General features: G+C 69.6%; 19 protein-coding genes and 1 pseudogene. 10 read left to right on the top strand and 10 right to left on the bottom strand.

Going from position 1 to position 22569, the window contains the following annotated elements; translation table 11 throughout:
- Positions 1-9: 9 nt before the first annotated feature.
- A complete protein-coding gene (gene hpf / locus IM777_RS11790; protein WP_194383490.1) occupies positions 10-672 on the top strand; it encodes a ribosome hibernation-promoting factor, HPF/YfiA family in 663 nt (220 codons plus the stop codon).
- Positions 673-742: 70 nt separating this feature from the next.
- On the opposite strand, the gene IM777_RS11785 is transcribed toward hpf, so the two are convergent.
- The 3 genes and pseudogenes from IM777_RS11785 to IM777_RS11775 all read right to left on the bottom strand — a co-directional run.
- Positions 743-2095: a hypothetical protein gene (locus IM777_RS11785; protein WP_194383489.1), complete on the bottom strand. Its 1353-nt coding sequence runs from the start codon at positions 2093-2095 to the stop codon at positions 743-745.
- A 93-nt stretch (positions 2096-2188) separates the two neighbouring features.
- Positions 2189-3988 (bottom strand): DEAD/DEAH box helicase, encoded by a 1800-nt coding sequence (locus IM777_RS11780; RefSeq protein WP_194383488.1) that lies wholly within the window; start codon positions 3986-3988, stop codon positions 2189-2191.
- Between the two features lie 138 nt (positions 3989-4126).
- Positions 4127-4708, bottom strand: a pseudogene (locus IM777_RS11775) (PadR family transcriptional regulator); the annotation flags it as partial.
- 188 nt (positions 4709-4896) lie between these two features.
- Here IM777_RS11775 and secA point away from each other — a divergent pair.
- Together secA and IM777_RS11765 are read left to right on the top strand one after the other, a co-directional pair.
- A complete protein-coding gene (gene secA / locus IM777_RS11770; RefSeq protein WP_194383486.1) occupies positions 4897-7701 on the top strand; it encodes a preprotein translocase subunit SecA in 2805 nt (934 codons plus the stop codon).
- 80 nt (positions 7702-7781) lie between these two features.
- The gene (locus tag IM777_RS11765; protein ID WP_194383485.1) at positions 7782-9008 is read left to right on the top strand and encodes a pyridoxal phosphate-dependent aminotransferase; all 1227 of its coding nucleotides are present in this window, start codon (positions 7782-7784) and stop codon (positions 9006-9008) included.
- Positions 9009-9012: 4 nt separating this feature from the next.
- Here the strand turns inward: IM777_RS11765 and IM777_RS11760 are convergent, their stop codons facing one another.
- On the bottom strand, positions 9013-9453 hold the full coding sequence (locus tag IM777_RS11760; RefSeq protein ID WP_071045396.1) for an Rv3235 family protein: 441 nt from the start codon (positions 9451-9453) through the stop codon (positions 9013-9015).
- 127 nt (positions 9454-9580) lie between these two features.
- Between IM777_RS11760 and IM777_RS11755 the strand changes: the two genes are divergently transcribed.
- Positions 9581-10180, top strand: a complete 600-nt coding sequence (locus IM777_RS11755) for a hypothetical protein (RefSeq protein ID WP_194383484.1) — start codon at positions 9581-9583, stop codon at positions 10178-10180.
- A gap of 8 nt (positions 10181-10188) precedes the next feature.
- On the opposite strand, the gene IM777_RS11750 is transcribed toward IM777_RS11755, so the two are convergent.
- The gene (locus IM777_RS11750) at positions 10189-10470 is read right to left on the bottom strand and encodes a helix-turn-helix domain-containing protein (RefSeq protein ID WP_194383483.1); all 282 of its coding nucleotides are present in this window, start codon (positions 10468-10470) and stop codon (positions 10189-10191) included.
- A 101-nt stretch (positions 10471-10571) separates the two neighbouring features.
- Between IM777_RS11750 and IM777_RS11745 the strand changes: the two genes are divergently transcribed.
- Genes IM777_RS11745 through IM777_RS11735 form a run of 3 tightly spaced genes read left to right on the top strand, consistent with a single transcriptional unit; the run spans position 10572 to position 13975 of the window.
- Entirely contained in the window at positions 10572-11201 is a 630-nt protein-coding gene (locus IM777_RS11745; protein ID WP_194383482.1) for an SAF domain-containing protein, read from the top strand.
- A complete protein-coding gene (locus IM777_RS11740) occupies positions 11198-12481 on the top strand; it encodes a CpaE/TadZ family protein (RefSeq protein WP_194383481.1) in 1284 nt (427 codons plus the stop codon). Before IM777_RS11745 ends, IM777_RS11740 begins: the two co-directional genes overlap by 4 nt.
- A 9-nt stretch (positions 12482-12490) precedes the next feature.
- Complete coding sequence (locus tag IM777_RS11735; protein WP_194383480.1) at positions 12491-13975, top strand: sensor histidine kinase; 1485 nt, start codon at positions 12491-12493, stop codon at positions 13973-13975.
- Between the two features lie 9 nt (positions 13976-13984).
- On the opposite strand, the gene IM777_RS11730 is transcribed toward IM777_RS11735, so the two are convergent.
- A complete protein-coding gene (locus tag IM777_RS11730; protein WP_036295594.1) occupies positions 13985-14233 on the bottom strand; it encodes a WhiB family transcriptional regulator in 249 nt (82 codons plus the stop codon).
- Positions 14234-14506: 273 nt separating this feature from the next.
- On the opposite strand from IM777_RS11730, the gene IM777_RS11725 reads away from it, so the two are divergent.
- Complete coding sequence (locus IM777_RS11725) at positions 14507-14920, top strand: histidine kinase (protein ID WP_194383479.1); 414 nt, start codon at positions 14507-14509, stop codon at positions 14918-14920.
- A gap of 18 nt (positions 14921-14938) precedes the next feature.
- On the opposite strand, the gene bcp is transcribed toward IM777_RS11725, so the two are convergent.
- From bcp to aroA, 3 genes are read right to left on the bottom strand one after another with little or no spacing between them, the layout of a single operon-like run.
- Positions 14939-15412: a thioredoxin-dependent thiol peroxidase gene (gene bcp, locus IM777_RS11720; RefSeq protein ID WP_194383478.1), complete on the bottom strand. Its 474-nt coding sequence runs from the start codon at positions 15410-15412 to the stop codon at positions 14939-14941.
- Positions 15413-15430: 18 nt separating this feature from the next.
- Positions 15431-16477 (bottom strand): ribosome small subunit-dependent GTPase A, encoded by a 1047-nt coding sequence (gene rsgA / locus IM777_RS11715; RefSeq protein WP_194383477.1) that lies wholly within the window; start codon positions 16475-16477, stop codon positions 15431-15433.
- A gap of 13 nt (positions 16478-16490) precedes the next feature.
- Entirely contained in the window at positions 16491-17846 is a 1356-nt protein-coding gene (gene aroA / locus IM777_RS11710; RefSeq protein ID WP_194383476.1) for a 3-phosphoshikimate 1-carboxyvinyltransferase, read from the bottom strand.
- A gap of 120 nt (positions 17847-17966) precedes the next feature.
- Between aroA and IM777_RS11705 the strand changes: the two genes are divergently transcribed.
- Both IM777_RS11705 and IM777_RS11700 read left to right on the top strand, forming a co-directional pair.
- Positions 17967-18566, top strand: coding sequence for a sigma-70 family RNA polymerase sigma factor (locus IM777_RS11705; RefSeq protein WP_194385541.1), 600 nt, complete (start codon positions 17967-17969; stop codon positions 18564-18566).
- Entirely contained in the window at positions 18563-18805 is a 243-nt protein-coding gene (locus tag IM777_RS11700) for a zf-HC2 domain-containing protein (RefSeq protein ID WP_194383475.1), read from the top strand. The genes IM777_RS11705 and IM777_RS11700 overlap by 4 nt, the downstream gene beginning before the upstream one ends.
- 91 nt (positions 18806-18896) lie before the next feature.
- Here IM777_RS11700 and IM777_RS11695 read toward each other — a convergent pair whose 3' ends face one another.
- On the bottom strand, positions 18897-22568 hold the full coding sequence (locus tag IM777_RS11695; protein WP_194383474.1) for a multifunctional oxoglutarate decarboxylase/oxoglutarate dehydrogenase thiamine pyrophosphate-binding subunit/dihydrolipoyllysine-residue succinyltransferase subunit: 3672 nt from the start codon (positions 22566-22568) through the stop codon (positions 18897-18899).
- Between the last annotated feature and the right edge of the window lies 1 nt (position 22569).

The following is a 22569-nucleotide window of genomic DNA, read 5'->3' as shown; positions in this document are numbered from 1 at the left end:
AGGTCAGGGATGGAAACCAGCATCGTCGGCGTGGGAGTGAACGTGACGGATCGCTTCCGCTCGATCGTCGAAGAGAAGACCACCCGCATCGAGCACCTCGCCACACGCGCGCAGCGCGTCGACGTGAAGGTCACCCACCGGGCGTATCACAACGGTCGGATGGAAGACGACACGGTCGAGCTCACGGTCACCGGCAAGGGACCGATCGTGCGGGCCGAGGCGACCGACGGCGACAAGTTCGCGGCTCTGGATCTCGCGGTCGACAAGCTGTGCGAGCAGCTGCGTCGCGCCAAGGACAAGCGGGTCGACCAGCGCAACCACCCACGCGGTGCGAAGTTCGCCAAGGAAAGCGGCGCACTGCAGGGCATCGACCTGCAGCCGGCGTCGGCGGAGGCCATCCACGCCGTCTCGACCGGTGAGATCCCGACCGTGGGCGGCGCCGCGACCGACGAGGAGGACTACAGCCCCGTCGTCATCCGCACCAAGGAGTTCGAGCCGGAGTGGATGACCGTCGAAGACGCGGTCGACCGCATGGAGCTCGTCGGGCACGACTTCTTCCTGTTCATCGACGCGCGCACGGACCACCCGAGCGTGGTCTACCGCCGCAAGGGCTGGGACTACGGTGTCATCTCGCTGACGACGCAGGCAGCACCCGTGGCGGTCGCGTCCTGACCGAGCGCACGAACGGAAACCCCCGGGCCCTGCGACCCGGGGGTTTGCGTTTGTGATGGAGCGCTGAGGATCAGTCGAACATGCCGTCGAGCAGGCCGCCGATGACGAGGCCGCCGAGGATGCCGCCCATGAGATCGCCGCCACCGCGGCCGCCCCGCTGAGGTCCGCCCCAGCCGCCGTTCCACTGATCGGGTCCGCCCGGCGGGCGGGAGGAGTCGATGTCGCGCTGGGCGAGCTGGAGCGATTCGCCGGCGAGGGTCGCTGCGCGGCGGGACAGGACCATTGCCTGCTCGCGATCGTCCTCCGCGATGTCGCTCGCGGTCGCGGCCGATCCGCCGACGAGGCGGTCCAGGTCCTGCCGCACCCGGTCGGCCTCGGCGAGGCGGGTTCGTGCGTCGGCTCCGATCCATCCGCGGTGACCCGCGATCACGTCGCGGGCCACGTGCAGCTGCCGGTCCGCGTCGTCGATGGCGTGACGCACGTGGGCGAGGTCGGGGATGACGCGCCGTGCCCGCTCCTCAGCGGCGGCGATGGCCGCGTCGAGGCCGGTGTTCGCCTCACGCAGCCGGGACAGGTCGCCGAAGGGGTCGGTCTTGGCGCCGGGTGAGGGGAGGGCTGCCAGCGCGGACTGCAGGGCGGTCATCGCCTCGGCGACCGTCGGCACCTGGGGTGCGGACCGCGCGGCGACCAGGTCGCCGCGGGAGTCCTCCACGATCGCGGCGAGCGTCGACTCGGCCCGCAGCGCCTCGATCTCGAAGGTCTCGACGGCATCGACGAGCGTCGCCGCCCGACGGGCCGCCTCGGTCGCCGTCTCGAGGGCGAGATTGGCCTGTTCGCGCTGTCCCGCATCGCGCCGGCGCTCGGCGACGTCGGCGCTGTGCTCGGCGAAGCGCAGCAGCTGATCGGCCTCGGCCGCGTTGTCGGCGACCTGGCCGAGCGCGGCGGCGCTGTAGCGCTCCGCGAGGCGCGAAACCGTCTCTCGGGCGTGGGGGATCCGGGTGCGCAGGCGCTCCGCATCCCGTCGCACGCCGGCGATGATCTCCGGGGCGCGCCGCGCGCGCTCGATCGGTTCGGCGAGGGCGTCGGTGCGGTCATCCAGCAGCTCGTCGGCCCACGCGCACAGCTGCACGATGCGCGCATTGCGCGTGCGCAGCTCCTCCGGAGTGTCCGGGATCTCGTCGTGGTTCAGCTGGTGCAGGTGGAAGGCTTCGGCGAGGTGCGTGCGCACCGCGTCGAGGGCGTCTCGCAGATCACCGGTGGGTCCTTCGCCCAGCTCCGCCACGGCGAAGGCGAGCTCGTCGGTGGTGACGCGGATGCGCTCGTCCACCTCGACCAGAGCCCGCTGCGCATCGCGCGCGAGGTCGACGTCCTGGGCGTGAAGTTCTTCGCGTTCGCGCTTGCGTCTGCCCCAGAATCCGGCCATGACTCGATCCTACGAGCGCGACGGATGCCCTCGATGCGGGTTCGCTGAGAGCGCTCGTCGTCGCGCCGGCGCCGAGCCGCGGTCGAGACCCGGTCAGCCGTCGCGACGACGCGGCTTGCGGTCGCCGCGCGCGTCGCGCTCGCGGGGAGGGCGCCGCTCGTCGCCACCGCTGCGGCGTCGCGCCGGGCCACCGGTGTCCGGCCGGATCTCGATGAGTCGCCCCGAGATGCGGGTGTCGGACAGCCGGTCGAGCGTGTCGCGCGACATGTCGGCGGGCAGCTCGACCAGCGAGAAGTCGGGACGGATCTGGATGCGTCCGAAGTCGTCGCGTCGCAGTCCACCCTCGTTCGCCAGCGCGCCGACGATCTGGCGCGGCTCGACCCGGTGCCGCTTGCCCACCTCGATGCGGTACATCGCATACTGACCCGCGCGCCGCTCCGGGCGGTCGCCGCGGTCGCTACGGTCGCTCTCGCGCCGGTCGCTGCGGTCGCGTCGGTCGTCGCGGTCACGGGGCGGACGCGCCGGCTCGACGTCGGGGTCCAGCAGCAGCGGTGTCTCGCCCTGGGCGACGATCGCGAGGGCCGCAGCGACGTCCACCTCGGGCACGTCGTGGTGGCGCACGTAGTGAGCGACGATGTCGCGGAACCGGTCCACGCGCTCGCTCTCCGCGAGCGCCGCGGTGATGCGGTCGTCGAAGCGCGACAGGCGCGTCTCATTGACCTCGTCGACGCTCGGCAGGCTCATCTCGGTGAGCTCCTGGCGGGTCGCCTTCTCGATCGCGCGGACGAGCCAGCGCTCCTTGGGCGTGACGAACGAGATCGCGTCGCCGGTGCGTCCCGCGCGCCCGGTCCGGCCGATGCGGTGGACGTAGGACTCGGTGTCGGTCGGGATGTCGTAGTTGACCACGTGCGAGATGCGCTCGACGTCGAGGCCGCGCGCGGCCACATCGGTCGCGACGAGGATGTCGAGCTTGCCCGACTTCAGCTGATTGACCGTCTTCTCGCGCTGCGCCTGCGCGATGTCGCCGTTGATCGCGGCGGCGGAGTAGCCGCGGGCGCGGAGCTTCTCGGCGATCTCCTCCGTGATGCTGCGGGTACGTCCGAAGACGATCATGCCGTCGAAGTTCTCGACCTCGAGGATGCGGGTGAGCGCATCCATCTTCCGCTGCCAGGCCGTGATCAGGTAGCGCTGGGAGATCGTGGCCGAGGTCGTGGTCTTCGTCTTGACCGTGATCTCTTCCGGATCGTGCAGGTACTGCTTCGACATGCGGCGGATCGCCGCGGGCATGGTCGCCGAGAAGAGGGCGACCTGCTTGGTGTCGGGCGTCTCGGCGAGGATCGTCTCGACGTCCTCGGCGAAGCCCATCTTGAGCATCTCGTCGGCTTCGTCGAGCACGAGGTAGCTCAGCTCCGAGAGGTCGAGCGTGCCCTTCTCGAGGTGGTCGATGATGCGGCCGGGCGTTCCGACGACGATGTGCACGCCACGCCGGAGCGCCGACAGCTGCACGCCGTATCCCTGGCCGCCGTAGACCGGGAGCACGTGAACGCCCTTGAGGTGACCGGCGTACTTCTCGAACGCCTCGCACACCTGCAGCGCGAGCTCGCGGGTCGGTGCGAGCACGAGCGCCTGCGGGTTCTTCTGCGCGGGGTCGAGGCGGTCGACGATCGGCAGGGCGAACGCCGCGGTCTTGCCGGTTCCGGTCTGCGCCATGCCGACCACGTCGCGGCCGGACAGCAGGGTCGGGATGGTCGCGGCCTGGATCGCCGACGGCGTCTCGTACCCGATCTCGCGGAGGGCCTTCAGCACCGGATCGCTCAGGCCGAGGTCGGAGAAGGTCGGCGCGGCGGTCTCGGCGGCGGCATCGGATGCGGCGGGAGCGTCGGTTTCGGTCACAGTTCAGGGTAGGCGGCCCGGATGGGTGGGCGCCACCACGCCGAGCTCGGCCGCCGAAGAGGAGATCCCGTCTGCAGAGGATGCATCCGCGCGTTTTGGTCCTCCTGGCGCGGATTCTCCTCTGGAAGCGTCGCGGATCTTCGCGGGGCGACCCCGCTTGGGCCGCTCGGCCGAGACCTCGAGGGACATGGCGTGCTCCGGATGCCGTGCCAGGCGCTGCTCGGTGTGGTCGAGCCACCGAACCTCGGCTTCGGCGGCGAAGATCATCGAGTCGACCACGAGCGACCGGGCGAGCTCCTGCGGCCCCTCGGGGTCGCCCGCGGACTCCTTCGCGCGCTCGAGCGACTGCAGCTGCGCGAGCGATGCTTGTCGCTGCGCGTGGATGACCTCGCCGACGTCCACCCCCGGGAGGGTTGCCGCGACGGCCAGCTTGATCGCCAGCTGGTCCCGAGTGCCCTGTCCGCGATCGACGGGGGAGCCGAGCCATGCGGCGACCTCGGCCGAGCCGGCGCGCGTGATCGACCAGTAGACGTGACCGTGCTCGTCGCTGTCGCCCTTGATCACGAGGCCGTCGCGTTCGAGACGGTCCAGCGTGTTGTAGATCTGGCCGACGTTCAGGGGCCACGTCGATCCGGTGCGGCGCTCGAACTCGGTGCGCAGCTGATATCCGTAGCACGGGCCCTGATCGAGGATCGCGAGCAGGCTCTGACGAACGGACATGTGTCCTCCCACCTCCGGGGCGAACCGGCTCGATGGATACCGAGTATGTACATGTCGAGCATATGCATGTCGAGTATCGGAGTACCCAGCGCACGCGAAGGTCACGGGCCGATAACATGGTCGGGTATGCCCGCCGGGCGCCCGATGGCGTGCGCGGGAGTCGCCCGCCCGAGAGATGGAGACATTCCGTGGCAAACGCCCTCGAGAAACTGCTTCGTGCCGGAGAAGGCCGCATCCTGCGGCGCCTCCAGCAGACGGTGAAGGCCGTCAACGCGCTCGAGGAGGACTACACGCATCTCACCGATGAGCAGCTGCGCGGCGAGACGGCCGAGCTGCGCGAGCGGTTCGAGAAGGGCGAGACGCTCGACCAGCTGCTGCCCGAGGCGTTCGCGGCGGTTCGCGAGGCAGCCAAGCGCACGCTCGGCCAGCGCCCCTACGACGTGCAGATCATGGGCGGCGCGGCGCTTCATCTCGGCAACATCGCCGAGATGAAGACCGGTGAGGGCAAGACCCTGGTGGCGACCCTGCCGGCCTACCTCAACGCGATCGCCGGCCGCGGCGTGCACATCGTCACCGTCAACGACTTCCTCGCGTCGTACCAGTCCGACATCATGGGCCGCGTCTTCCGTGCGCTCGGCATGACCACTGGCACGATCGTGTCGGGTCAGACGCCCGACGTGCGTCGCCAGCAGTACGCCGCCGACATCACCTACGGCACCAACAACGAATTCGGATTCGACTACCTGCGCGACAACATGGCATGGCGCAAGGAGGACATGGTCCAGCGCGACCACTTCTTCGCCATCGTCGACGAGGTCGACTCGATCCTCATCGACGAGGCCCGCACGCCGCTGATCATCTCGGGGCCGTCGTCGGGGGAGGCGAACCGCTGGTTCGTGGAGTTCGCGAAGATCGCCCGCACCCTCGAGTCCGGTGTGGACTACGAGGTCGACGAGAAGAAACGCACCGTCGGTGTGCTCGAACCGGGCATCGAGAAGGTCGAGGACTACCTCGGCATCGACAACCTCTACGAGTCCGCGAACACGCCGCTCATCTCGTTCCTCAACAACTCGATCAAGGCGCTGGCGCTCTTCAAGCGCGACAGCGACTACGTCGTGATGAACGACGAGGTGATGATCGTCGACGAGCACACCGGGCGCATCCTCGTCGGGCGTCGCTACAACGAGGGCATACACCAGGCGATCGAGGCGAAGGAGGGCGTTCCGGTCAAGGCCGAGAACCAGACCCTCGCGACCGTCACGCTGCAGAACTACTTCCGCCTCTACGACAAGCTCGGCGGCATGACCGGTACGGCCGAGACCGAGGCCGCCGAGTTCATGTCGACCTACAAGCTCGGTGTGGTGCCGATCCCCACCAACAAGCCGATGATCCGCAAGGACCAGTCCGACCTCGTGTACAAGAACGAGGAGGCCAAGTTCGTGCAGGTGGCCGAAGACATCGCCGAGCGACACAAGGCCGGCCAGCCCGTCCTCGTCGGAACCGTCAGCGTCGAGAAGAGCGAGTACCTCTCGCGCCTGCTGGCGAAGAAGGGCATCAAGCACGAGGTCCTGAACGCGAAGAACCACGCTCGCGAGGCCGAGATCGTCGCCCGGGCGGGGCGTCCCGGCGCGGTCACCGTCGCGACCAACATGGCCGGTCGTGGTACCGACATCATGCTCGGCGGCAACGCCGAGTTCCTCGCGGTGCAGGAGATGAAGGCGAAGGGGCTCGACCCGCACGAGACCCCCGACGAGTACGAGGCCGCGTGGGACGAGGTCTACGAGGCGACGCGCGAGCGGGTCGCCGAAGAGGGACAGGCCGCGCGCGAGGCCGGCGGTCTCTACGTGCTGGGAACCGAGCGCCACGAGTCGCGCCGCATCGACAACCAGCTGCGCGGACGCTCGGGGCGCCAGGGCGACCCCGGCGAGAGCCGCTTCTACCTGTCGCTGACCGACACGCTCATGCGTCTGTTCCAGTCCGGGGCCGCCGAGGCGATCCTGTCGCGCACGAACTTCCCCGACGACGTCGCCATCGAGTCCGGCATGGTCTCGCGCGCGATCAAGAGCGCGCAGTCCCAGGTCGAGGCGCGCAACGCCGAGGTTCGCAAGAACGTGCTGAAGTACGACGACGTGCTCAACCGCCAGCGCGAGGCGATCTACGCCGACCGCCGTCACATCCTGCACGGCGACGACATCGCCGACCGCGTGCAGCACTTCATCGAAGACGCCGTGGGTGCCGTGATCGACGACCACACCGGCGCCGGTCACAACGAGAGCTGGGACTTCGATGCCCTGTGGACCGAGCTGAAGACGCTCTATCCGGTGGGCGTGACGATCGACGAGGTCGTCGCCGAAGGCGCCGGTCGCAAGGGCGGCATCACCTCGGAGGGCCTCAAGCGCGAGGTGCTCTCGGATGCGCGGATCGCCTACGAGTCCCGCGAAGAGACCCTGGGCTCCGAAGCCATGCGCGAACTGGAGCGGCGGGTGGTGCTGCAGGTGCTGGATCGCCGCTGGCGCGACCACCTCTACGAGATGGACTACCTCAAGGACGGCATCGGCCTGCGTGCGATGGCGCAGCGCGACCCGCTCATCGAGTATCAGCGCGAGGGCTACCAGATGTTCCAGTCGATGATGGGGCAGATCAAGGAGGAGTGCGTCGGCTACCTCTTCAACCTCGAGGTCGAGGTGCGCAAGGCCGCCGACGGGCAGCAGGTCACCCAGGTGGAGGCGAAGGGTTTGTCGGCCACGCCGTCGGACGGGCAGCGCCTGCAGTACTCCGCGGCCAACGACGCCGGCGAGGTCGAGGTGCGCAACGAGCGCGGTCAGGTGCAGCAGGCCGAGACCACCCGTGTGCGCCAGGCAGCTCAGGCGGCGCAGCCCCCCGCTGCCGAGGCCCCGCGCGGAGCCTTCGGGCAGAAGACCGACGGCGCGGATGCGCCCGCGGCCGCCCCGCAGAACCGCGCGCAGCGTCGCGCGGCCGGCAAGAAGAACTGATCGCCCGGCGGTGCCACCGGCATCCGATTGGCCTCACGGCCCGGACGGTGGCGCCGCGAGCGCGGCGATAGAGTGATCCGATGAGTCCGCTTCGCCCCCTCGACCAGTCGAGCAAGCTCAAGAACGTCCTGTATGAGATCCGCGGACAGGCGCTCGTCGAGGCCGACCGGCTCGAGTCCGAGGGTCACACGATCCTCAAGCTCAACACGGGCAACCCCGCCGTCTTCGGATTCGACGCGCCGTATCAGATCGTCCGCGACATGATCGAGGCCGTCCCGCACGCGCACGGCTACAGCGACAGTCGCGGGATCATGTCGGCGCGACGAGCCGTGATGTACCGCTACGAGGAGATCCCCGGATTCCCGGCGTTCGATCCCGATGACGTGTACCTCGGCAACGGCGTCTCGGAGCTCATCACGATGGTGATGCAGGCCCTGCTCGACGAGGGCGACGAGGTGCTGATCCCCGCGCCGGACTACCCGCTGTGGACGGCGATGACGAGCCTCGGCGGGGGGAACCCGGTCCACTACGTGTGCGATGAGCAGAACGGCTGGCAGCCGGATCTCGAGGACATCCGCTCGAAGGTCACCGATCGCACCAAGGCGATCGTGGTCATCAACCCGAACAACCCCACCGGTGCGGTCTACAGCAGGGAGGTGCTGGACGGGATCGCCGAGATCGCCCGGGAGAACTCCCTGCTGCTGCTCGCCGACGAGATCTACGACCGCATCCTGTTCGACGACGCCCAGCACATCCCGATGGCGTCGGTCGCCCCCGATCTCCTGTGCCTGACCTTCAACGGACTGTCCAAGACGTATCGCGTCGCCGGCTACCGCTCGGGCTGGCTGCTCGTGACCGGCCCGAAGACCCACGCCGGCGGGTTCCTCGAGGGGATCACGCTGCTGGCCTCGACCCGCCTGTGCCCCAACGTGCCGGCGCAGCACGCGGTGCAGGCCGCCCTGTCGGGCGTGCAGTCGATCGATGCCCTCATCGCCTCCTCCGGGCGCCTTCACGAGCAGCGGGATGCGGCGTGGAAGACGCTCGAATCGATCCCGGGCGTGACGTGTGTGAAACCGTCGGGCGCGCTCTACGCGTTCCCGCGGCTGGACCCGGAGGTGTACGAGATCCACGACGATCTCAAGCTCGTGTACGACTTCCTCGTCGCCGAGCACGTGCTGCTGGTGCAGGGCACCGGGTTCAACTGGCCGACCCCCGACCACCTGCGGATCGTCACGCTCCCCGAGGCTCGTGTGCTCACGGAGGCGATCGAGCGCCTGGGGAACTTCCTGGCCTCCTACAAGCAGTAGCGCCTCAGAGGAGCGCGAGCGACGTCGCGCGCCAGCGCCCGTCCATGCCTTCGAGGCGGATGGCGATGGCGCGGGTGCGCGCGGGACCGCGGACCACGACGACCGCTTCGACCGCGCCGTCGGCGGGGGAGGTGTGGCGCACCGACAGCACGGTGTGCACCGGCCGCGACGCGGGAACGCCGCGGGCGCTGCGGGCACGCGTGGCGAGGTTGGCGCGGGTGAGGAGCACGCGGAAGACGTCTTCGGTCATCCATCGTGCGAGCTGCTCGATCTCGCGCACGCCCGACATCACCTCGAGCACCCCGACGCTGAGATTGCGCAGCAGCTGCGTGGGCTCGGGAAGGTCGCTCGTCGACGTCGGCTGCGGTGCGAAGTACTCCGAGACCGCCGTGGTGCTCCACGGTCCGGATGCGGCGCGGGCTGCGCCTGAAGAGTTCTGAACCATGGCCCCCCTGCTCTCCTGTCGGTCGATCTGCCAGAAGTAGAGCACACAGCGGATGTTCAGGAACCGCCCGAGAGGCCCCTGTGGATAACTTCTCATCGAACCCTCATGTCGCGGCTAGCCTCGTCTCGTGCGCTGGGATCGCTTCTTCGACGACCTCGAAGATCAGCTCGCCTCCGAGTGGGAGGCCGAGCGCGCCGCGCTGGACACCGAGGCCGAGAGGCTGCGTCTGTCGCGGGTGTCGCTGCGCGAGAGACTGCTCTCCTTCGCCGCTGACCGAGCCTCGGTCACGGTCGCTCTCGTCGACGGTGCGCGTCTTCACGCGACCGTCGCCGGCGTGGGGGCCGACTGGTTCTCCGCGCTTGAGGGCGACGGCGGCGGTGCGGCGCTCGTGCCGCTCGCAGCCATCACGGAGCTGGCGGCTTTCCACGCCGATCTCCTTCGATCGGCGCGCCCGGCTCCCCAGGGCTCCGCCCTGGCCGAGAAGATGACGTTCGGATTCGCGATGCGCGATCTGGTGCGACGACGCGTCGCCGTCGGCGTGCACCTTCATGCCGGTCGCCTGCTTCACGGAACCGTCGATCGCGCGGGCGCCGACCATCTCGATCTGGCGCTGCACGACGCGGGAAGCGCGCGGCGGGCTGCGGCGATCACCGGGTATCGGATCGTGCCGTACGGCACGATCGCGCGCGTGCAGGTCGACGCGACCACTCCCGTCCCCCTCGGCTGACGGGCTCCTCAGTCGGGGTTTCGCACCACGCCGGTGCCCCACAGCTCCGGAAAGCTCGCCGCATTCGACTGACGCCACAGCGCCATGCGTCGGGCCTCCTCAGCCTGATCGTCGAGGTATGCCGCCACGCTGGATTCCTCGATGCGCCACCGGGCGGGAGAGCCCACGCGCATCCCCGACAGTCGGCCCTGCTCGACGAGTGCCAGCACTTCGCCCACCTCGATCTGGAGCACCTCGGCGACCTGGGCCGGCGCGAGAAGGCGGCCTCCGGCGGTGGGCGAATCGGGCATGACCCCATTATCGACCCCGACCGTGTGTCGTCAGCGGGTGTCGCGAGCGTGTTGTGGATAACCTTCGGGCCCGGCCGGCGCGCTGCGACACGATGGTGCACATGACCAGCTCCGAAACCGTGCGCGCCCGCCGTCGCGCACCCTGGGTGGACGTGCGCTTCCTGCTCGGCATCGTCCTCATCCTCGCCTCCGTCGCGGGCGTGTGGTTCGTGGTGAGCGCTGCGCGTCAGACCGCCCCTGCGATCGCGGCCGCGACGACGCTCGTGCCCGGCGACGTGATCTCCGCGACCGACGTGCGCGTGGTCGAGGTGGCACTCGGAACCCTCGACGAGGCGTATCTGTCGCCGGAGGAGCTCGAGCTCGGGGCGGTGACCACCCGCACGGTGGCCGCCGGCGAACTCGTCCCGCACGACGCCGTCGGTGCCGGTGAAGACGCGGCGAGCACGACGATCGTGCTGCACACGGCGACCGACGTTCCGGCCTCGGTGAGCGCCGGGTCGGTCGTGGAGGTGTGGGCCGCTCCGCTGACGGAGGAGGGCGGCTACGACACCCCGCGCATCCTGGTGCCCGACGCGACCGTCGTGTCCGTCGCGCGTGACGATGCGGTCGTCGGCACTGCCGATGTCGCGCTCGAGGTCGTGATCCCGCGAGCGGATGTCTCCGTCGCACTCGCAGCGATGGCGGACCAGTCCGCCCTGTCGGTCGTGCCCGCGGTCGGGGGCGGCCGATGAGGGCGATCCTCGCGGTCGATGACGAGGGGAGCACGGCCGCGTCGCGCCTGCGCGAGGAGGGAGTCGACGTCGTCGCCGTCGTCTCGGCGGACACCCCCGCGCGTGCCGCCGCCGACGGTGCATTCGGCGACGAGGGGGACGCGTTTTTCGGGGCACTCGCCGAGGTGGACGTGCTCATCCTGCGAGTGCGCCGGCGCACCCTCACCGACGGCCTCGTCGGACTGTGCGACCGCCGCGCCGTGAGGATCGTGGCGCTGGTCGGAGATGACGACGACGAGCGCGTCGCGCATTCGTTCGGGCTGCTGACCATCCTGCCCGCCACGGCGGAGGCGTTCGCCGTCGCGGACGCGCTGCCGAGCGTCGCGGTCGCCGCGGGGGAGCAGTCCCGTCCGGCGACGGCAGGGCCCCGGACGATCGTGGTGTGGGGCCCGCACGGGTCGCCCGGGCGCTCCACGGTCGCGATCGAGCTCGCCGTGGAACTTGCACGCGGGGATCGCCGTGTGGCCCTGGTGGACGCCGACTCGCATGCGCCGTCGATCGCGCTCTCCCTCGGCCTCGCCGACGAGGGCCCGGGATTCGCGGCCGCCTGCCGGCAGGCGGCTCTGGGCACCCTCGACGCCCGAGAACTCACCCGCATCGCGCTGCCCCTGGAACGCAGCGGCGTGGAGGTCCTGCCCGGAATCAACCGCCCCTCGCGCTGGCCGGAACTGGCCGAGCCCCGCGTCTCCTCGGCCCTCGAGGTCTGCCGCGATTGGGTCGATCACACCGTCGTCGACGTCTCCGCTTCTCTGGAGCAGGACGAGGAGATCATGAGCGACCTCGATGCGCCGCGCCGCAACGGTGCGACCCTCGCCGCCCTCCGCTCGGCCGATCTCGTCGTCGCAGTGGCGGCGGCGGACCCGGTCGGCGTCGCGAGATTCCTGCGCGGCTACGCGGACCTGCGTGCGGTGGTGGGGGCGACTCCGGTGCTCACGGTGGCGAATCGACTCCGCCCGGGCGCGCTCGGCATCGACGCGCGCGGGCAGGTGCGGCGCACGCTCGATCGATTCGGCGGCATCTCCGACGTGCGCTTCCTGCCGGCCGACGCCCGCTCGGCCGACGCCGCGCTGCTGGCCGCGCGTCCCATCGCCCTCGCCGCGCCGCGCTCGCCGCTGATCGCGGGGATTCGTCGGATCGTGGGGGATGCGGTGCTCCCGCCCACTCCGGCGGCGACCGCGCCGGCTGCGCGCGCGACCCGTCGCGGACGTCGCACGCACAGCGTGGTCGGAGCGACCTCTTAGGCTAGAGGCGTGTCGACCCTCAGCGATCTCGTCTACTCCCAGGGCCTTTCCGACGACGCCGACGTCGAGTGGCTGCATCGTCTGGCCGGCGACGGTCAACTGCTGGCAGACCTCGCCTTCGCCGACATCGTGATCTGGGTTCCGACGGCTGACGACTCTTTCGTCGCGATCGCCCACGCCCGCCCGAGCGGCGCGGCGACCCTGTTCTACCGCGACATCGTCGGTGACCGCGTGCGGCCGCAGTGGCGCACGCAGGTGCGCGACGCGCATCGCACCCGCGAGATCGTCGATTCGGCATCGCCGGACTGGTTCGAGGAGACGCCGACCCGGGTGCGGGCGGTGCCGATCGTGCGCGCGCAGGACGGCGGCTCGGTGTCCATCGGCGTGCTGACCCGCCACACCAACCTGGGCGAGGCGCGAACCCCGTCCCGCCAGCAGATCACCTTCAACGACTGCGCCGACGAACTGTTCGGCATGATCTCGTCGGGAGACTTCCCCGACCTGTCGGCCCCGACCGCTCCGCGGCGAGGGGCGCCACGTGCCTCGGACGGGCTCATCCGACTCGATGTCGACGGCATCGTCAGCTTCGCCAGCCCCAACGCCCTGTCGGCGTTCAATCGGCTCGGTTTCGACGACGAGCTCGAGGGCGAGCCGCTTGTCGAGGTGACAACGCGCATCATTCCGGAGAAGCGACAGTTCGACGAGTCGCTTCCCCTGGTGGTCACCGGCCGGGCGCCGTGGCGGAGCGATGTCGAGGCGCGCGGCGTGACGGTCTCACTGCGCACGATCCCGCTGCGCGACCGCGGCACGCGCATCGGCGCGATCGTGCTCTGCCGCGACGTCACCGAGATCCGTCACCAGGAGCAGGAGCTCATCACCAAAGACGCGACGATCCGCGAGATCCACCACCGCGTCAAGAACAATCTGCAGACGGTGGCGTCCCTGCTGCGCATCCAGGCGCGGCGCTCCCACACCGACGAGGCGCGCGACGCCCTGACGCATGCGATGCGTCGCGTCTCGGCCATCGCCGTCGTCCACGACACCCTGTCGGAGGGTCTCACGCAGGTGGTCGACTTCGACGACGTCTTCGACCGCGTCCTCAAGCTCGTCGCCGAGGTGGCCGCGTCACCCAGCACCCGTGCCCGCACCCGCAAGTCGGGGCGCTTCGGCACGCTTCCCAGCGAGTACGCCACCCCGCTCGCCCTGGCCTTGACCGAATTGGTCACCAACGCCGTCGAGCACGGCCTCGCGGGCCGCGAGGGCGAGGTGGAGATCATCGCCGAGCGCACCGAGGAGCGTCTCGCGGTGCGAGTGCGTGACAGCGGATCCGGACTGCCCGAGGGTCAGGTCGGGCGAGGCCTCGGGACGCAGATCGTCCGCACGCTGATCCAGGGAGAGCTCAGCGGAGCGATCGACTGGCACACGCTCGTGGGAAGCGGGACCGAGGTCACGATCGACATCCCGCTGCGCTACATCGGTCGCGCAGCGAGATGAACCGGAGCGTCAGCTGGCGCGGCGCGCGCGAGCGGCGCGTCGCTTCAGAGCCCGGCGCTCGTCTTCGCTGAGCCCACCCCACACGCCCGAGTCCTGGCCGGATTCCAGGGCGTACTGCAAGCAGATCTCGGTGACGGTGCACCGGGCGCACACGGCCTTGGCCTTCTCGATCTGGTCGACCGCGGGGCCGGTGTTGCCGACCGGGAAGAACAGCTCGGGGTCGACGGTCAAACAGGCGGCCTTGTCACGCCAGTCCATGGTGGTGCTCCTTGCGACGGATGGTGGGGGATGTCCCAGAGCCCGGATCGGGTTCCGATACCCTGTGGAGGGATGCGAGCGGATCGCTCGCCCCACGGCGCTGTGGGAGCACACGGCTCCGAAGATCCTCCCATAGCACACGAGTCGAATCAAGGGTTTACCGTGGGGTTTCGCGGAGGTTTCCTCCAAGACGCCTCGAAGGTCGCCACGGGTGCCGCACGGCGAGCAGATGCGCAGCCGTCAGCGACGAATGAGAAGGAGTGGTGAAGACTGATGTCCCGACTCGCGATGGCGCCGTTCGCCGCGGCCGGTCTCGCGCTCGAAGCGCTGGGTGTCGCCGCGCTGGTCGGCTGGCAGATCGTTGCGCTCGCGACGGGCGACACCGCATCCACGGTGTCGGCCGTCGCTCTGGCCGTGTTGACCGCGGTCGGCGCGGTGGGCCTGGGGGCGTTCGCGGTGGCTGTCCACCGCGGTTCCTCGATGGCGCGATCAGGAGGGATCGTCGCGCAGGTGCTGATCCTGGCCGTCGCGCTCGGCGCGGCCACGGGCGAGTACGCACATCCGCTGACGGCCGCCGCGATCGCGGTGCCGGCGGTGGTGGAACTGGTGCTGCTGATCATCACCGCCGGTCAGGCGGCGCGGCTGGCCGCCGCTGACGACGGCGCTGCTGCGGATGACTCTGTCTGACGGCCGGTCCAGCCGGACTCAGTCGAGCCCGAGCAGCTTGCGGATCCGCGCGACGTGCCCGGTCGCCTTGACGTTGTAGAGGGCGTGTTCGACGATTCCGTCGCCGTCGAGCACGATCGTCGAGCGGATGACCCCCTCGATCTTCTTGCCGTAGTTCACCTTCTCGCCCCACGCGCCGTAGGCCGAGTGGACGGCATGATCCGGATCGCTCAGCAGGTCGTAGGTCAGACCGTCGCGGTCGCGGAACTCGCGCAGCTTCGCGAGATCGTCGCGCGAGACGCCGAGCACGCGGTACCCCGCGGCCTGGATCGGACCGATCGAGTCGCGGAAATCGCACGCCTCGGTCGTGCACCCCGGGGTCATCGCCGCGGGGTAGAAGAACAGGATGGCGCCGGTGCCGCGCAGGTCGGCGAGGGTGACGGTGCTGCCGTCCTGGTCGGTGAGGGAGAAATCGGGTGCGGGCGTGCCGGGTTCGAGGCGCGTGGTCGTCATGCCTCCAGCGTAGGTGTCTCAGGCGCGGTCGGCGAAGGTCGACAGCAGGCGCTGAAGGGAGTCCAGGCGAGCCGCGCCGCGCGCGCCCAGGCGTCCTTCCGCGACGGCCTCGACGATCGCGCAGTCCGGCGCGTCGGGAAGATGCGTGCAGCCGCGTGGGCAGTCGCGCGCGATCTCGGCGAGATCGGTGAAACCCCGGAGAAGGTTCGCGGGGTCCACGTGGCCGAGACCGAACGAGCGCACGCCGGGAGTGTCGATGACCCACCCGTTCCCCGCCGCCGCGCGGTATCTCAGACTCACCGTGGACGACGAGGTGTGCCGGCCACGACCGGTCACCTCGTTGACGTGTCCGGTGGCGCGTCCGGCCGTGGGCACGAGGGCGTTCACGAGGGTCGACTTGCCGACGCCCGAGTGCCCGACGAACACCGTGGAGTGGCCCACGAGAGCGGCACCGACATCGTCGACGGGCATGTGCTCGCGGGCGCTGGTGAACACCCGCAGGTCCAGCCCTTCGAAGTGCTGGAGGAAGCGCGTCGGATCGGCGAGGTCGGTCTTGGTCACGACCATCAGTGGTCTGATGCCCGCGTCGAGGGCCGCGACGAGGTAGCGGTCGACGAGCCGCTCGCGCGGCTCCGGGTCGGCGGCGGCGACCACCACGAGCATCTGATCGGCGTTGGCGACCACGATGCGTTCGACCTGGTCGGTGTCGTCGGCGCTGCGGCGCAGGAGAGACGTGCGCTCCTCGATGCCGACGATGCGGGCGAGGGTACCGGCCGTGCCCGAGGTGTCGCCCACCACGCGAGCGCGGTCGCCCGTGACGATCGCGGTGCGACGCAGCTCCCGCGCGCGTGTGGCCAGTGCGGGATGCTCGTCGGGTCCGTCCTCGTCGACGAGCACCGTGTACCGGCCGCGGTCGACGCCGAGCACGCGGCACACCACGGCATCCTCGTGCGCGGGCCGCCGTTTGGTGCGCGGGCGATTGGCCTTCGGATTCGGTCGCACGCGCACATCGGACTCGTCGAACTTCGGCTCGTCGTCCTCGTCGACGTCGTCGAGCCAACTCACCGCGCCTCCGCTGTCACGAGGCCAGTGACGCGGACACGTCGTCGCCGTGGATCATCGCTCGCCACAGCTGGGGGAACTGCGGCAGGGTCTTGGCGGTCGTGCCGATGTCGTCGACCTCGACGCCCGGTACGGCGAGGCCGATGAGGGCTCCCGTCGTCGCCATGCGGTGGTCGTGGTGCGCCCGCCAGACGCCGGCATGCAGTGGGCGTGGCACGATACGGATGCCGTCCGGGAGTTCGTGCGCCTCACCGCCGAGGGCGCGCAGCTCGCCGATGAGCGCGGCGATGCGATCGGTCTCGTGACCGCGGATGTGTCCGATGCCGTGGAGCACGCTCTCGCCGTCGGCGAAGGCCGCGAGACCGAAGATCGTCGGGGCGAGCTCGCCCGCCGCTGAAAGGTCGAGTTCGACGCCGTGGATGCCATTGCCGGCCCCGACGGTCAATGCACCGCCGCGCCGGCTCACGCGCCCTCCCATGACGGCGAGGATGTCCGCGAGCATGGCGCCCGGCTGCGTGGAGTGCGGCGGCCACCCCTGCACGGTGACCTGGCCACCGGCGACCATCGCCGCGGCCAGGAACGGCGCGGCGTTGGACAGGTCGGGCTCGACGGCGATGTCCTTGCCGCGGATCGGGCCCGCCGGCACGATCCACTCGCCGACGGACGGACGCTCGACGTGCACGCCGCGGTGCGCGAGCGCTTCGACGGTCATGTCGATGTGCGGCATGCTCGGCAGCCGATCGCCCGCGTGCACCAGGTGCAGGCCGACGTCGAAGCGTGGTGCGGCCAGCAGCAGGCCGGAGACGAACTGGCTCGACGCGCTGGCGTCGATTGTGATTTCGCCACCGCGCACGTGCCCGTGACCGCGCACCGAGAACGGCAGTGACCAGCGACCACCGTCGTCGATATCGACACCCACGTCGCGGAGCGCCTTGATCATCGCGCCCATGGGTCGATGCAGCGCGCTCTGGTGCGCGGTGACGGTGATCTCGCCTCCGGTGAAGCCCGCCAACGGCGTGACGAACCGCATCACGGTCCCCGCCTGACCGCAATCCACGACGCCGCCGTGCGACAGCGGCCAGCGCGGCGTGATCACAAGATCGTCTCCGAACGGACTGTCGCCGGCTTCCGTCTCGATCCCGACCCCGAGCGAGCGCAGGGCGTCGACCATGCGGGCGGAGTCGTCGGAATGGAGCGGGGCACGCAGACGACTCGGGCCGTCCGCGAGAGCCGCGAGGACGAGCTCGCGGTTCGTCAGCGACTTCGAGCCGGGCACGGACAACGTCGAATCCAGCGGCCCGTCGGCGACGGGCGCCTGCCAGGCTCCGGTCGCGGCCGAAGTGGACGTGGGGGAATACCCGTCGGTGGTCATCGGTTCCTAGATTACTGAACCCTCGAGAGGAGCCGCATGATCACGACGCTGAGTCGTCCCGTGACGACGCATGTCGGCGCCTCGGAGACCTCGCACGGGGCCGACGTAGACTTCTCCGTGATGAGCGATCAGGCCGAGACGGCGGAAGAGGCCCGCACCCAATTCGAGGCGCAGGCGCTGCCGTTCATGGACCCCCTGTACGCGGCGGCCATGCGCATGACGCGGAACCCCGCCGACGCCGCGGATCTGGTGCAGGAGACGTTCGTGAAGGCGTTCGCCTCGTGGTCGTCGTTCACGCAGGGAACGAACCTCAAGGCGTGGCTCTACCGCATCCTCACCAACACCTACATCAACACCTACCGCAAGAAGCAGCGCGAGCCGTATCAGGGCACCATCGACGAGCTCGAGGACTGGCAGCTCGGCGGCGCCGAGTCCACCACCGCCACGAGCAGCCGGTCGGCAGAGGCCGAGGCGATCGACCACATGCCGGCGTCGGCGGTCAAGGATGCGCTGCAGTCCATCCCGGAGGACTTCCGGATGGCGGTCTACCTGGCAGACGTGGAGGGGTTCGCCTACCAGGAGATCGCCGACATCATGAAGACCCCGATCGGCACGGTCATGAGCCGCCTGCACCGAGGCAGGCGGATGCTGCGTGACCTGCTGGCGGAGTACGCACGCGAGCGCGGCATCGAGACCGCGCCGACGAGGAGTGAGAAATGACCGATTGCGGCTGCGAGAAGGCGCGGCGCGACCTCGAGGAGTACCTGCGCAACGAGGTCTGCAAGACCGAGCACGCCGACATCAAGGAGCACCTGGATCACTGTCCGGCCTGTCGCGATGAGGCGCTCGTCGCAACGACCCTGACCGACGTGGTGGCGCGGGCGTGCCGCGAGACCGCGCCCGAAGACCTGCGCGATCAGGTTCTCGCCCGCGTGAGGGCCATCCAGGCCGGTCACTGATCGTTCACGGCACCACCACGGTCAAGGGCGTGTGACGAAGACCGCGGCATCCATGCGGTGCGGCGGTCTTCGTCACAGCTCCGTGCGCAGCTCAGCGCAGCGTGAGAGCGGTCTTGATGATCTCGGCCTGCTCGAGCGCGTGCACCTTCGGCGAACCGGTCGCGGTCGACGCGGCGGCTTCGCGGGAGACGCGGCGGACGGTGCGGCCATCGAGGTGCTTGGACAGCTCGAGCGCGATGAACGGCCACGCACCCTGGTTCTCCGGCTCGTCCTGCACCCACACGAGCTCCGCGTCGGGGTAGGAGGCCAGCACCGACCGCAGGGCCTCGACCGGTGACGGATAGTACTGCTCGAGGCGCACCAGCGCGACGGCGGGATTCGGGTTCTTATCGAGCTCGGCGCGCAGATCCCAATGGATCTTTCCCGCATGCAGCAGCACGCGGCGCACGGCGCTCTTGTCGATGCCGCGGTCGTCGTCGAGCACGGGTTCGAACCGCCCGGTGAGGAACGCGTCGACGGGGCTGGTCGCGCCGCGCAGGCGCAGCATGGCCTTCGGCGTGAACACGACGAGCGGGCGACGCGGCCGCGCGTAGGCCTGTCGGCGCAGCAGATGGAAGTAGGAAGCCGGCGTCGACGGGCGCGCGATGGTCATGTTGTCCTGCGCGCACATCGCCAGGAAGCGCTCGATGCGGGCCGACGAGTGGTCGGGCCCCTGGCCCTCGTAGCCGTGGGGGAGCAGCAGAACGACGCTCGACTGCTGGCCCCACTTCTGCTCCGCCGACGAGATGAACTCGTCCACCACCGACTGTGCGCCGTTGGCGAAGTCACCGAACTGCGCCTCCCACAGTACGAGCGCCTCGGCGCGCTCGACCGAGTATCCGTACTCGAATGCCATCGCGGCGTACTCGCTGAGCAAGGAGTCATAGGCGAAGAACTTGCCCTGGCTGTCGGACAGGTTCGTCAGCGGCAGCCACTCCTGCCCGTTGGCGCGGTCGTGCAGCACGCTGTGGCGCTGCGCGAAGGTGCCGCGACGGGCATCCTGACCCGCGAGGCGCACCGGCGTGCCCTCGACCAGCAGCGAGCCGAAGGCGAGCAGCTCGCCGAACGCCCAGTCGATCCCGCCGTTGCGGCTCATGTCGTGGCGCTTGTCGAGCAGCTGCTGCAGCTTGCTGTGCACCGTGAAGCCCTCGGGCTTGTTCACGAAGCGGTCGCCGATCATGTGGACGACCTCGCGCGAGACGGCCGTCGACTCGGGCTCGCCGACCGACGCATCCGGTGCCGCATCGGTGTTGACGACCTCGTTGGTGCCCGTCTCGGCGGCGTGCGTCTCGGCGAAGGCGACCTCGAGGCGGCCCTGGAAGTCCTGCTTGGCCTGCTCGTACTCCTCCTGGGTGATGTCACCGCGACCGACCAGCGATTCGGTGTACAGGCGCCGCACGGAGCGCTTGGCCTCGATGAGGTTGGTCATCAGCGGCTGCGTCATCGACGGGTCGTCGCCCTCGTTGTGACCGCGACGGCGGTAGCAGACGAGGTCGATGACGACATCCTTGTGGAACTTCTCGCGGTAGGCGAACGCCAGCTGGGACACGCGCACGACCGCTTCGGGGTCGTCGCCGTTCACGTGGAAGATCGGAGCCTGGATGGTCTTGGCGACGTCGGCGGCGTACACCGAGGTGCGGGCGTCCTGCGGCACGGTGGTGAAGCCGACCTGGTTGTTGACCACCACGTGGATGGTGCCGCCGGTGCGGTAACCGCGCAGCTGCGACATCTGCAGCGTCTCGACGACGACGCCCTGGCCGGAGAAGGCCGCGTCGCCGTGGACCAGGACGGGCAGCCATGAGAACGAGCCGATGGGCTTGAGGTCTTGCTTGGCGCGCACGATGCCCTCGAGCACGCCGTCGACCGTCTCGAGGTGCGACGGGTTCGCGGCCAGATACACCGGGAGCTCCTCGCCGCCGTCGGCGACGAAGGTCCCCGACGTTCCGAGGTGATACTTCACATCGCCGGAACCGCTCTTGGAGCCGATCGCGACGGAACCCTCGAACTCGCGGAACACCTGCCCGTAGGTCTTGCCGGCGATGTTGGTCAGCACGTTGAGGCGACCGCGGTGCGCCATGCCGATCGCGGCGCCGTCGAGCCCCGCCTCGGCCGCACCCTGCAGGATCTCGTCGAGGAGCGGGATCAGCGACTCGCCGCCCTCGAGGCTGAAGCGCTTCTGGCCGACGTACTTCGTCTGCAGGAACGTCTCGAACGCCTCGGCCTGATTCAGCTTCTTCAGGACGCGCAGCTGCTCGTCGTGCGTGGGCTTCTGGTACTTGACTTCGACGTTGTCCTGGAACCAGCGACGCTGATCGGGATCCTGGATGTGCATGTACTCGATGCCGATCGTGCGACAGTACGAGTCGCGCAGCACCCCGAGGATGTCGCGGAGCTTCATCACGCGCTTGCCGCCGAAGCCGCCGGTGACGAACTCGCGGTCGAGGTCCCAGAAGGTCAGACCGTGCTGCTCGATCTCGAGGTCGGGGTGGGTGCGTTGGATGTACTGAAGGGGGTCGATGTCGGCCATGAGGTGCCCGCGCACCCGGAACGAGTTGATCAGTTCCTGGACGCGGGACTGCTTGTCGACGCGCTCGGCCAGGTCGACATTGATGTCGTTGGCCCAATGGATCGCAGCGTAGGGGATGCGCAGTGCGGCGAAGATGTCGTCGTAGAAGCTGCGCTCGCCGATCAGCAGCTCGTGCACGCGCTTGAGGAACTCGCCCGAGCCGGCGCCCTGGATGACCCGGTGGTCATAGGTGCTCGTGAGCGTGATCGTCTTGCCGATCGCCATCTCGTTGAGCGTCTTGGAGCTGGCGCCCTGGAACTCCGCGGGGTAGTCCAGCGCGCCGGCGCCGACGATGCAGCCCTGACCCTTCATGAGTCGCGGTACCGAGTGCACAGTGCCGATGCCGCCGGGGTTGGTCAGCGAGATCGTCGTGCCCTGGAAGTCGGCCGCGGTGAGCTTGTTCTTGCGCGCCCGCCCGACGAGGTCCTCGTAGGAGGCGAGGTACTCGCCGAAGGTGAGGGATTCCGCGCGCTTGATCGAGGGCACCAGGAGGGCGCGCGTGCCGTCGGGCTTGGGGATGTCGATCGCGATGCCCAGGTTGATGTGGGCCGGCGCCACCACCGAGGGCTTGCCGTCGATCTCGGCGTAGAACACGTTCTGGCTCGGGATCTCCTTGAGCGCCCGGATGATCGCCCAGCCGATGAGGTGCGTGAAGCTGACCTTGCCGCCGCGCGTGCGCGACATGTGGTTGTTGATCACGATGCGGTTGTCGATCATGAGCTTCGCAGGGATGGTGCGCACGCTCGTTGCGGTCGGCACCGTAAGCGACTCGTCCATGTTCGCCGCGAGGGTCTTCGGCATGCCGCGCAGCGCGGTGACCGTGTCCTCCTCGGTCGACTCCTCGGCAGAGGAGGGCACGACCTTCGGCGCCTGGGCGGGGATCGGCTGCGCCGCAGCCGGCTTCGCGGTGGTGCGCGCCACCGGCGGAGCGCCGATGACGGGAACCGGCGCGGTCACCGGGTGTGCGGTCGGTGCGGTTCCGTCCGGGACCGGGACCTCGCCCTTGACGGGGCTGTACTCCTCGAGAATCGGCCACCAGGCCTTGTCGACGGAGTTCTTGTCGACCTTGAACTGCTCGTACAGCTCGTCGACGAGCCATTCATTGGCCCCGAACTCCCCTTCGCTCGAAACCCCGACGCCCGTCACCTGGCTCGACACG

This window comes from Microbacterium luteum, from assembly GCF_015277875.1.
Taxonomy (GTDB): Bacteria; Actinomycetota; Actinomycetes; order Actinomycetales; family Microbacteriaceae; genus Microbacterium; species Microbacterium luteum.
This window is presented reverse-complemented; position numbering and strand designations above follow the sequence as displayed.

Coding starts and splice junctions, on each gene's coding strand:
- IM777_RS11785 (WP_194383489.1), bottom strand. CDS start 2,095: ATGGCCGGATTCTGGGGCAGACGCAAGCGCGAACGCGAAGAACTTCAC.
- IM777_RS11750 (WP_194383483.1), bottom strand. CDS start 10,470: ATGCCCGATTCGCCCACCGCCGGAGGCCGCCTTCTCGCGCCGGCCCAG.
- IM777_RS11745 (WP_194383482.1), top strand. CDS start 10,572: ATGACCAGCTCCGAAACCGTGCGCGCCCGCCGTCGCGCACCCTGGGTG.
- IM777_RS11760 (WP_071045396.1), bottom strand. CDS start 9,453: ATGGTTCAGAACTCTTCAGGCGCAGCCCGCGCCGCATCCGGACCGTGG.
- bcp (WP_194383478.1), bottom strand. CDS start 15,412: ATGACGACCACGCGCCTCGAACCCGGCACGCCCGCACCCGATTTCTCC.
- aroA (WP_194383476.1), bottom strand. CDS start 17,846: ATGACCACCGACGGGTATTCCCCCACGTCCACTTCGGCCGCGACCGGA.
- IM777_RS11740 (WP_194383481.1), top strand. CDS start 11,198: ATGAGGGCGATCCTCGCGGTCGATGACGAGGGGAGCACGGCCGCGTCG.
- hpf (WP_194383490.1), top strand. CDS start 10: ATGGAAACCAGCATCGTCGGCGTGGGAGTGAACGTGACGGATCGCTTC.
- IM777_RS11730 (WP_036295594.1), bottom strand. CDS start 14,233: ATGGACTGGCGTGACAAGGCCGCCTGTTTGACCGTCGACCCCGAGCTG.
- IM777_RS11765 (WP_194383485.1), top strand. CDS start 7,782: ATGAGTCCGCTTCGCCCCCTCGACCAGTCGAGCAAGCTCAAGAACGTC.
- IM777_RS11705 (WP_194385541.1), top strand. CDS start 17,967: ATGAGCGATCAGGCCGAGACGGCGGAAGAGGCCCGCACCCAATTCGAG.
- IM777_RS11700 (WP_194383475.1), top strand. CDS start 18,563: ATGACCGATTGCGGCTGCGAGAAGGCGCGGCGCGACCTCGAGGAGTAC.
- IM777_RS11725 (WP_194383479.1), top strand. CDS start 14,507: ATGTCCCGACTCGCGATGGCGCCGTTCGCCGCGGCCGGTCTCGCGCTC.